The sequence below is a fragment of the Citrobacter sp. wls718 genome (assembly GCF_005280945.1).
GTDB classification, from domain to species: Bacteria; Pseudomonadota; Gammaproteobacteria; order Enterobacterales; family Enterobacteriaceae; genus Citrobacter; species Citrobacter gillenii.
The window spans coordinates 23,804-32,750 of the sequence record NZ_SZWV01000094.1 but is presented as its reverse complement, the minus strand read 5'-3'; the positions used below and the strand labels follow the sequence as shown (position 1 = coordinate 32,750).

Below are 8,947 nucleotides of genomic sequence, written 5' to 3'. Positions count from 1 at the left end.
CGAAAGGTAGCCCCTTTTTTTAACGAACGACCAGCACCGGCAGGGTGGCGTGGCGGACTACGCTGGAGGCGTTAGAACCCAGCAGATGGGTGCTGATTGATGGGTTGCGCGATCCAATGACCACCACATCGGCGTTCAGCTCTTCGCCCAACTCGTTGACTACATCACGTACGCTACCAAAGCGAACGTGCTGTTTGATGCGAGAAGGATCAATACTGAAGTGACTGACCATCGTTTGCAGGCGGGTTTCCGCTTCGTGCTGCAGATGTTCCTCAAAACGGCGAACGTCAGCAGCAAAACGATGCAGGCTCAGGCTGGCGGAGCCAGGAAGCACATGCAGAAGATGGATAATCCCATTTTCCTGTGCCAGAAATTCTGCATGGCGAACAGCCTTGTCGCTCAGTTCCATTTCGAATACATCAACAGGCATTATGATTGTGTTGTACATAAACATTCTCCTTGTCATTACATGAACACATAACAGCATAGTATTAAAAATGATTCTGTCAGTCACGACACAGATTTATGTTTTGCGAGCAGGAAAGGGAAAGCAGCAATAATGTCAATGAGGGGCGGGGATATAATCGGAAAGAGGATGCGTAAGCATCCCCTGTAAGATAAAGCGAGTAGCTTTGCTATAACAGAGTTAGCGCAGGTAGTCGCCCGCAGCTTCAGGCTGGTACTCAAGTTCGATGACTTCGAGATGGGTTGATGTACCACCTGGTAGTTCCCAGTGGATCGTGTCGCCAACGCGCAGACCCAGAAGGGCAGCACCTACCGGGGCCATCACCGACAGTTGAGTACTGCTGTCGGTCATCGTGGCCGGATACACCAGGGTACGCACTCGGACTTCACCATCGCTCAGATTGCGGAATTTCACGCGGCTGTTCATGGTGACGACATCGTGCGGCATGGTTTCTGGAGAACACATTTGGGCGCGATCCAGCTCGGCGTTTAAGGCGTCAGCAATCGGTAAACCCGCAAACGCAGGTTGCTCCAACAGGCGGTCAATGCGCTCAGCATCGAGGTCGTTAATGATGATAGTTGGTCTGGACATTTATTACTCCATGTCGTCGATACTGCGGGTGCGCAGGTAAATAATCCCAAAAGAAAACCCTCACCGTCAGGCGGCAAGGGTTTAGCTTTTATGATGATACTGAGACTTACCCCAGGTTTGAAGTGATTTAGTTCACATTCAGGCGATCAATAACCGACTTTGTCGAGGATAAACTGCTTGCCGCAGTTTCCAGGATGCGCTTGCGGCAGGAACGATGCTGCGGAAAGCGGGGCATTAATGGTGGCTGCCTTGAGCGTAAACTGGATTTCAGTCAGGTAGGCCGGATTACCGTGACAGCTTAACTTCACTGCCTTCACGCTTTCTTTACCCCAGGTTTTCGCGACGGCGGCGTCAAATGCGTTGCGGCTGACGGTTTTTCCGTAATTGTCGGCAATAAATTTGCCGAGTTCGGTATTTTTTATCTCGCTATTCATTCGCACCATAGTGCCAAAGTACGCGTCAGGATCGAAACCAAAACAGGCGCCGTGCTTGGCATATTCGTAACGTTCGAGACACGATGTTCCGCCAGCGCCGGGCATCACAGCGCTCAGTTTTGCGGCGCTTTCCAGCGAAAGCCCCGTTTCTGGCGCGGCGCATTTGCGACTGGCACGAGCCTCCGGCAGGTTTGGTATAGGGCGTGTGGCGCAGCCAAAGCGCATCCACCGACGATTATCTACACCGCGGGCAGCAATCGATTTTGGCAGGCCAGGCCACAGACCGTGAACGGTCAGGAAATCTGCTTTATTTGCGGTTTCTTTTTGCAGGCGGCATTCGTCGGGTTCCTGACGATTACGTTCGTGTTGGCTCTGACAAAAACCGGTTTGCCAGGAGAGCGCCAGCACATAGCGATCAAAGTCACCGTACTGTTTTGCCTGAAGTTGTTCGGCCTGGGCCGCAGAAACCGGCAGCAGAAGTGCCGTCAGCAAAGAGCAATAACGCCATGTCGATGTCATGATGAATTCGGATACTTATATAATTTCTGAATGTCATCTATTAAATCATAAAAAAAGCCGCTCAGGTTTAGCTGAGCGGCATCATTTTCGTTACGCGTTTTTGCTAAGGACTAAGAAGTACGATTAGCTCCACATTGCCAGAATCGGCCAGCCGACCAGCAGAAGCATGGCGATATAGATAACGCCGAAGATGGCGCCCAGACGCCAGTAGTCTTTGGACTTCACATAACCACAGCCGTAGATGATCACGCCAGGGCCGGTGGCATACGGTGTCAGACAACCCATGATACCGATGGACAGCACCAGCAGAATACACAGATGCTCCATTGGCACGCCCGGGATCCCTTTACCGACCGCCAGAATTACTGGCAGCATGGTCGCGGTATGCGCAGACAGGCTGGCAAACAGGTAGTGAGCAAAGTAGAACACCAGCACCAGCACGATCACGGTCGCGTTAGGCGAGAAGCCTTCCAGGTGTGAGCTCATGGTGTTAGCGAACCAGTCGATAAAACCGGAACGGGTTAAGCCGTTGGCCATTACCACCAGGGTGGCAAGGTTGACCAGCGTGTTCCATGCGCTGTTATAGCGGGTAATGTCTTTCCACGGTACTACGTGCAGAGCCAACATTAGAGAAACCGCCAGCAGACCCACGGCGGTGGCATCAATCAGCTTGCCGCCGAATACCCACAGACCCAGGCTCAGCAGCACCAGACCGATCAGGGTCATCTCTTTACGGGTCAGTTTACCCATGGTTTTCAGTTCGTCACCGGCCCATGCGGCAACTTCTGCACTGTGAGTGACTTCGGGTTTGTACAGAACGTAGGATAACCACGGCGCAACGATCAGCAAAATAATACCGACTGGCAGGAAGCTGAGGAACCATTGCAGCCAGCTGATCTGAATACCGGCAATTTTGTTAACGAATTCCAGACCCAGTACGTTTGGCGCAGCGCCGGTAACGAACATAGAGGAACTCAGGCTGGTACTGATCACCATCATCCACATCAGATAACCGCCGATACGGCGTGCTGATGGATCGTTCGGGAATGATTTAAACAGCGGCGGCAGGTTCTTGATAACCGGAAAAACGGTACCACCGGTACGCGCAGTGTTCGACGGTGTAAATGGCGCCAGCAGGATGTCGATTATAACAATCGCATAGCCCAGTGTCAGGGTACGTTTCCCCATGAACTTCACCAGGAACAGCGCGATACGACGACCCAGACCGGTGACTTCATAACCCAGTGCGAAGATGAACGCACCAAACACCAGCCAGACGGTGGTGCTGGAGAAGCCAGCCAGACCCCACTTCAGCGCCTGTTTGCCGGCGTGAAAGGTGGGGTCTGCCAGTTCTGTGGCATCAAACAGCAGGTAGTTGCTGCCGATAACGCAAATTGTCACGGCGATAAAGCTGATCGCTGTTGCCGGGATTGGCTCGAGGATCATACCGACAATCATGGCAACAAACACGGCAAAGTAGTGCCAGGCCTGCGGGGGCATTCCATCAGGGACGGGGATAAGAAACATGACACCCATGACGACCAGCGGGGCCAGTAACTTCCATATACTATCTTTTGATAAAGACATGAATGATTCTCCGGAAAGGATCTTTAATGGTGATAATGATGAACTTGTGAAATCTGAGCTAAGAACCAGGTGACAATCAGCAGATCGGCACAGCCTCCAGGACTGAGGTTGCGTTCAATGCACTGTTGGTCGAACTGGTGCAGGTAATTGAGATCGGCGGGGGTGCGAATTCCCCCTTGCTGCAATAATGTGGCAGATTGCTGCTGTAACCAGCGCAGACCCTCAGCGCCACCGCGGGAAGCTACGTTGGTATCGCCGTTGATTGCCATAAGCAGCAGTAAGGTATCGAGCAATGCCAGTTCAGGATCGCGACCCTGAGACAGCAATGCGCGGTAGTGCGGTAACGCGTGGTGAATCACTAATGGATAGCCCGCTTCAGCTTCACCGCGAGCCCCGGTTAATCCCAGTTGTTGATACAGACGTTGGCCAGCCGTGAGTTGTTGATTGTTCTGGCGCAGTTCGCGCTCGGTCAGGCCGCGGCAAAAGGCTGCTGCTGTAGAGCAAATGGTTTCAGGTGTGACGGTCTGGCTGAGCTGGTGCAGGCGACCAATGGCGGCGCACAGCAATCCCAGCGAAAAGATACTGCCTTTATGGGTGTTCACCCCGGCAGTGGCGCGAAACATCTCGGCCTCGCAGGCCATCCCCACCGGACGCAGTCCTTTCAGCACATCTTCAGGTACCAGTTGCGCGCTGAAGGCCCCGTATTCGACGAAACGCGGCAGCCAGGCGTGGATCGCCTCGGCGCTGCGGTGAAAGTCATCCAGCGCCATGTCTTTGTGCGCGCCGTTGTTAATACGATCCACCAGACCGGGTTTGGGAGACAGGTTGACTTCCGTCAGCATGGCACGCCACGCGAGCGTCGCGTACGCTTCTGGTAAATCCTGAGGAAGAACGGCGGATTTAGTCGATGTTGCGGGAATCGGCATCATGCAGCAGTTCCTCCATGCGAATAAGTAACTCGGAAAGCGTGTGGGTTTTACCCCGCGCGCAGTCGGCTGCGCTTTGCTCGCACAGCAGGCAGCGGCGTGCAGGGAGCGTAAAATGACGGCGAGACAGGATTTCTCCTTCCGGAGTCAGGACATCGAGGTCCCATAACCGTCCCAGCGGGTGTGAATGCTCAAGCTCTATGGTGGCGAGCTTGAGGTCGTGTGCCGGGGCCTCTATAGACAACAGACCTTCCGGCCCGCTGGCAGAAACCCGCGCAGATTGCTCCCTGACCATCCAGCCCGATTTTTCCGCCAGCGTGAGCAGGGCAGTGATACCGTGATTAAAAATGCGACGAGTGAGTTCGCTGTCTTTAATCGGACCCGGTGCGACCACGGTAAAAGAGACCAGTGGCGCGCAGTGGCGGGTGAGCCAGGCATGCTGCCGTGCTTGTCTCTCATCGCGGCTGGCGAGCAGCTCGGGAATAGAAACCGCGTGGCAGGTGGCATGTTCAGGGAGCAGGTGCATGGCTTATTCCTTCACCTGATGCACAACATCAATCACTGAACCGTCGCGGTAACGCACAACGGCAATCACCCGGTCGGTGAATTCGATGGCGCGTGGCTGACCGGTAAGCTGCTGTGCACGCTCGCGCAGCCAGTCGATGGAGACCACTTTCATCCCCGCTTCCTGCAAACGTTCAGCCAGTTCAGGACGTGCAGGGTTGACGGCGATACCGTGGTCAGTGACCAGGATGTCAATGCTGGAGCCAGGGGTGACGCAGGTCAGCACGTTATCAACCAGCGTCGGGATGCGACCGCGAACCAATGGGGCGACGATAATCGACAGTGCAGCACCGACAGCGGTATCGCAGTGGCCACCGGATGCGCCGCGCAGCACACCGTCGGAGCCGGTCAGCACGTTGACGTTGAAGTTCGTATCCACTTCCAGTGCGCTCAGCACTACGACATCCAGACGGTCAACCGATGCGCCTTTCGAACCCCAGTTAGCGTACTGGTTAGCGCTGATCTCAATATGGTTTGGATTGCGGGCCAGGGATTTTGCGGCGGCACTGTCGAAGCTCTGTACATCCAGCAGTTTGCGGATTAACCCTTTTTCATGCAGGTCAACGATGGTGGCAGTGATGCCGCCCAGTGCGAAGTCGGCGCGGATGTCGCGGCTGCGCATTTTGTCTTCCAGGAAGCGGGTTACGGCCAGCGAGGCGCCACCGGTACCGGTCTGCAAAGAGAAGCCCTCATTGAAGTAACCGGAATTGGCAATCACCTCTGCCGCGCTGCGAGCGATCAGCAGCTCACGCGGGTTGGTCGTCATGCGGGTTGCATCGGCGCCAATTTTGTCCGCATCACCGACCTGCTCGATCTGCACGATCAGATCCACCTGATCCTGGGTGATACTGGCCGGATTATGCGGGTAGCTCAGCAGTTGTTCGGTCAGCAGGACCACCTGTTTAGCGTTATCGGCATCGACACGGGCGTAGCCGAGTGAGCCACAGCAGGCTTTACCGGTGTAGCCGTTAGCATTACCAAATTGGTCGCAGGACGGTACGCCGAGGAAGGCTACGTCAATGCTTAACTCACCGCTTTGCACCAGGTGTACGCGACCGCCGTGAGAGTGGACCTGCACAGGTTCAGCCAGTAAACCGCGGGAGATCTCTTCCGCCAGCGGACCACGCAGACCGGAAGTATAAATGCGGCTGACGACGCCCTGACGAATGTGTTCCACCAGCGGAGCGTGACAGTCGCTCAGGGAGCTGGACGCCAGCGTCAGGTTTTTAAAGCCCATGACGGCAATGGTATCCATCACCAGGTTAATGGTCAGGTCGCCACCGCGGAAAGCGTGGTGGAAAGAGATAGTCATTCCATCCTGTAAACCTGAACGGCGAATAGCGTCTTCCAGGTTAGCGCACAGTTTTTTGTCGCGGGGTTTTTGCGCCTGTAACGCGACTTTTGCGCTGCTGTGGAAAGCGGAAAGGTCGCTTTCAGCATGACGGCTCCAGGTCGCCACGCGATCCTGTCGTTGAGACTGTTCGATTTTCTGCGTCATTTTTTTGCCTTATTCTTCGCGAATGCCGGAAAGTTCTGCACGGGAGATAACCAGAAGGGCGCGCTCGATAACCGGGCTGTCGACCATCTTGCCGTTCAGGGAGACAACGCCACGGCCTTCGCGAGCGGCGGCTTCAGCGGCTTCTACAACCAGACGGGCGTGCGCCAGTTCTTTGCGCGTTGGCGCATACAGGTTGTGCAGGAGGTCGATCTGACGCGGGTTGATGAGCGATTTACCGTCAAAACCCAACTGCTTGATGTGTGCGGCTTCATGCAGGAAACCGGCTTCGTTATTGGCATCGGAATAAACGGTGTCAAATGCCTGAATGCCCGCAGAGCGTGCCGCCTGCAAAATAGAGCAGCGGGCAAACAGCAGTTCGGTGCCTTCCGGCGAACGCTCGGTGCGCAGATTACGCACGTAATCTTCTGCACCCAGTGCAATACCGATCAGACGTTCAGAGGCGTGAGCGATTTCAACGGCGCGGGTGATGCCCAGCGGTGATTCAATAGCAGCGAGCAGACCGGTGCTGCCAGGTTCGCGACCGCAGGCGTTTTCGATACGCAGAATTTCGCTTTCGATGTCGATAACATCCTGCGCAGTATCCGTTTTAGGTAAACGCACGATGTCAGCGCCACCGCGAACGACCGCTTCGAGGTCATTGATACCCCATTCAGAATCGAGGGCATTTACGCGAACAATGGTTTCAACGTCGTGATACAGCGGGTGCTGCAGCGCGTGGTACACCAGACGACGCGCGGTATCTTTCTCGCGCAGTGCGACGGAGTCTTCCAGGTCGAACATCAGCGCATCTGCCGGGTAGATAAACGAGTTGCTGATCATTGCGGCATTGGCGCCCGGTACGAACAACATGCTACGGCGTGTGCGGGATTTACGTTGTTGCAAAGATTCAGAAATCACTGGCAATCCTCCCATGGCAGTGCCGGAATGCCGCTGGCGCGGGCCAGTAATGCTTCCAGTCGCGCACGTAAAATGCAGTCCAGTGCGCCTTTATCATCAACATTTAATTGCACGCCGCGTACGTTGTAGCGGGACAGAACGTCGAGGATGGTGGTGCGAATGGCATCACCAAATTGTTTTTCAACGCTACTGTTAACCTGCAGGTCGATATCCTGCGTATCGAGCGGGGCGATGCGAATCATCACATCACCGGACTCGAGAGTGCCTGCGACGGCTGCCTGCTTTATTTTCATTTTTCACCTGTTGCTAATGCGGGGGTATTTTGGCGGACTACCGCGCCTGGCGAGGTTCTCTCAAGCATGTTTTGCAGGTAGTGCAACGTGGCTTCAGGAACCAGAGGGGCGATAGCCGTGAGATCTTTTTTAACCAGCAGCTTGCGTACCCAGGAGGCGGAAATCGGCATCTCCTGGAAGCACAGCCGCTCAATTTCCACCAGTTCAATCGGTGGGGCGGGGAGCGTTGGGGTCTCCAGCCAGTAGCGCATGTCGTTGTTGTACTGGGAGGTGACGGTGCAATATGGTTCGGTACCGACGAAGCGGTGCGTGACGCCAAGTGCCGGGGCCAGATACTGGCGGAAGATTTTCAGGTCTATTTCGGTGTAGCAGTGGTTAATGACGCTCTGCTCTTTGATGAAGTAGCACGGGAACGTGGCACGAGAAATGATGTATTCCGATCCGCGATGCACGGTTAAATGCGGAATATCTTTTGTTCCCTTAAGTACCAGATCCAGACGGTCTTCATACGGAAAGCGTGAGGTGTCTTCTTTTACCAGAAACAGATGTAGCCAGTCGCACTGTGCCGCTGCCTGTTGGATCAGAAAACGATGACCGTTGGTAAAAGGGTTGGCGTTCATGACGATACAGCCAATTTTTTTTCCTTCGCGACGCTGTTTTGTCAGCGATTCGGCGTAACGCTTCAGACGCGTGGTGCTGTTTTCCATCAGCACCATAATGCCCGGTACGCTGGTCAGCGTAGAGAAGCCACACTGCTTAAACAGCGCTTCGTATTCGGTTTTGGTATAAATGAAGAGATGTGTACAGTGACGCTCATACGCGAGATTGATCAGCTCAGTGGCGAGCGTCAGGGCTAAGCCTTCGCCGCGCACGGTTTCGCTGATAGCCACGCATTTAATGATATTTCCGGCAATACCGCCGCAGGCAATCAGGCGGTCATCACGGGTGACGGTGATAAATATTTCAACGGTCGTATCCACGCTCAAATCATTCTCTTTCAGAAATTGAGCGATAGCCGCCATCTTTTTATTTTCTGAGCGCTTCACGTGCGAGAATATATTATTACCGAACATAGTAAAAAGTGTCCTGATGGTATATTTGTTACTGGCTTTTAGGTTTTGTTGCCAGGCTTAGCAACCTGATAACGTTTT

The 8,947-nt window shown here is 54.4% G+C and carries 10 protein-coding genes; all 10 read right to left on the bottom strand.

The annotated features are described in order from the left end of the window. Positions 1-19 precede the first annotated feature (19 nt). The 10 genes from uspG to citC all read right to left on the bottom strand — a co-directional run bounded on the left by uspG (position 20) and on the right by citC (position 8,869). Entirely contained in the window at positions 20-448 is a 429-nt protein-coding gene (gene uspG, locus FDW95_RS17370) for a universal stress protein UspG (RefSeq protein ID WP_115259115.1), read from the bottom strand. 198 nt (positions 449-646) lie between these two features. Further along, positions 647-1,057, bottom strand: a complete 411-nt coding sequence (gene rnk / locus FDW95_RS17365; RefSeq protein ID WP_003022104.1) for a nucleoside diphosphate kinase regulator — start codon at positions 1,055-1,057, stop codon at positions 647-649. A gap of 146 nt (positions 1,058-1,203) precedes the next feature. Then, entirely contained in the window at positions 1,204-2,010 is an 807-nt protein-coding gene (gene rna, locus FDW95_RS17360) for a ribonuclease I (RefSeq protein WP_115259114.1), read from the bottom strand. Positions 2,011-2,133: 123 nt separating this feature from the next. After that, on the bottom strand, positions 2,134-3,597 hold the full coding sequence (gene citT, locus FDW95_RS17355; RefSeq protein WP_115259113.1) for a citrate/succinate antiporter CitT: 1,464 nt from the start codon (positions 3,595-3,597) through the stop codon (positions 2,134-2,136). Positions 3,598-3,620: 23 nt separating this feature from the next. Further along, positions 3,621-4,526 carry a triphosphoribosyl-dephospho-CoA synthase CitG gene (citG, locus tag FDW95_RS17350; protein ID WP_115259112.1) on the bottom strand — a complete coding sequence of 302 codons (906 nt, stop codon included), beginning with the start codon at positions 4,524-4,526 and terminating at the stop codon, positions 3,621-3,623. Further along, positions 4,498-5,049 (bottom strand): citrate lyase holo-[acyl-carrier protein] synthase, encoded by a 552-nt coding sequence (citX, locus tag FDW95_RS17345; protein ID WP_115259111.1) that lies wholly within the window; start codon positions 5,047-5,049, stop codon positions 4,498-4,500. Before citX ends, citG begins: the two co-directional genes overlap by 29 nt. 3 nt (positions 5,050-5,052) lie before the next feature. Beyond that, positions 5,053-6,585, bottom strand: coding sequence for a citrate lyase subunit alpha (gene citF, locus FDW95_RS17340; RefSeq protein ID WP_115259110.1), 1,533 nt, complete (start codon positions 6,583-6,585; stop codon positions 5,053-5,055). Between the two features lie 9 nt (positions 6,586-6,594). After that, the gene (locus FDW95_RS17335; protein ID WP_115259109.1) at positions 6,595-7,503 is read right to left on the bottom strand and encodes an aldolase/citrate lyase family protein; all 909 of its coding nucleotides are present in this window, start codon (positions 7,501-7,503) and stop codon (positions 6,595-6,597) included. Further along, on the bottom strand, positions 7,500-7,796 hold the full coding sequence (gene citD / locus FDW95_RS17330; RefSeq protein WP_096757911.1) for a citrate lyase acyl carrier protein: 297 nt from the start codon (positions 7,794-7,796) through the stop codon (positions 7,500-7,502). The genes FDW95_RS17335 and citD overlap by 4 nt, the downstream gene beginning before the upstream one ends. After that, entirely contained in the window at positions 7,793-8,869 is a 1,077-nt protein-coding gene (citC, locus tag FDW95_RS17325; RefSeq protein ID WP_115259108.1) for a [citrate (pro-3S)-lyase] ligase, read from the bottom strand. The genes citD and citC overlap by 4 nt, the downstream gene beginning before the upstream one ends. Positions 8,870-8,947 lie beyond the last annotated feature (78 nt).

Bases quoted from the DNA above. Each gene is read 5' to 3' on its own strand.
- uspG (WP_115259115.1), bottom strand. From the start codon at position 448: ATGTACAACACAATCATAATGCCTGTTGATGTATTCGAAATGGAACTG.
- citC (WP_115259108.1), bottom strand. From the start codon at position 8,869: ATGTTCGGTAATAATATATTCTCGCACGTGAAGCGCTCAGAAAATAAA.
- rnk (WP_003022104.1), bottom strand. From the start codon at position 1,057: ATGTCCAGACCAACTATCATCATTAACGACCTCGATGCTGAGCGCATT.
- citT (WP_115259113.1), bottom strand. From the start codon at position 3,597: ATGTCTTTATCAAAAGATAGTATATGGAAGTTACTGGCCCCGCTGGTC.
- citX (WP_115259111.1), bottom strand. From the start codon at position 5,049: ATGCACCTGCTCCCTGAACATGCCACCTGCCACGCGGTTTCTATTCCC.
- citG (WP_115259112.1), bottom strand. From the start codon at position 4,526: ATGATGCCGATTCCCGCAACATCGACTAAATCCGCCGTTCTTCCTCAG.
- citD (WP_096757911.1), bottom strand. From the start codon at position 7,796: ATGAAAATAAAGCAGGCAGCCGTCGCAGGCACTCTCGAGTCCGGTGAT.
- rna (WP_115259114.1), bottom strand. From the start codon at position 2,010: ATGACATCGACATGGCGTTATTGCTCTTTGCTGACGGCACTTCTGCTG.
- citF (WP_115259110.1), bottom strand. From the start codon at position 6,585: ATGACGCAGAAAATCGAACAGTCTCAACGACAGGATCGCGTGGCGACC.